We start from the raw sequence: 311 nt of genomic DNA, 5'->3' as shown, positions 1-311 counted from the left end.
GTGGTAACCGCCGCTACTATCAGCGTCAAGACGTGCTGATGATTCGTCAGATCCGCAGCTTACTGTACGATCAGGGCTTTACCATCGGTGGTGCCCGTCAACAGCTTTCTGGCGGCGCCAACGCCGAGCAGGTCACACAGTATCATCAACTCATCAAGCAGATGATTGTGGAGATGGAAGAGGTTCTAGACGTACTTAAAGCCTCCTGATCCAGACAGATCTCTTGCAGGTGTTTGCCTGTAAGCAAGAAGCCCCGGCAGCCTCGCTTCCGGGGTTTTTCATGCCTGCTTCCCCGCAATCCGCTGACCTCG

General features: G+C 54.7%; 1 protein-coding gene. It reads left to right on the top strand.

Features of this window, described 5'->3' with window-relative positions; translation table 11 throughout:
* Positions 1 to 209 (top strand): MerR family transcriptional regulator (locus F8C76_RS19695; RefSeq protein WP_152132986.1); only part of this gene is annotated, 209 nt, incomplete at its 5' end.
* Between the last annotated feature and the right edge of the window lie 102 nt (positions 210 to 311).

Source organism: Flagellimonas olearia (assembly GCF_009184425.1).
Taxonomy (GTDB): Bacteria; Bacteroidota; Bacteroidia; order Flavobacteriales; family Flavobacteriaceae; genus Flagellimonas; species Flagellimonas olearia.
The sequence above is the reverse complement of the archived record's forward strand: the minus strand, read 5'-3'. Positions and strand labels throughout refer to the sequence as shown.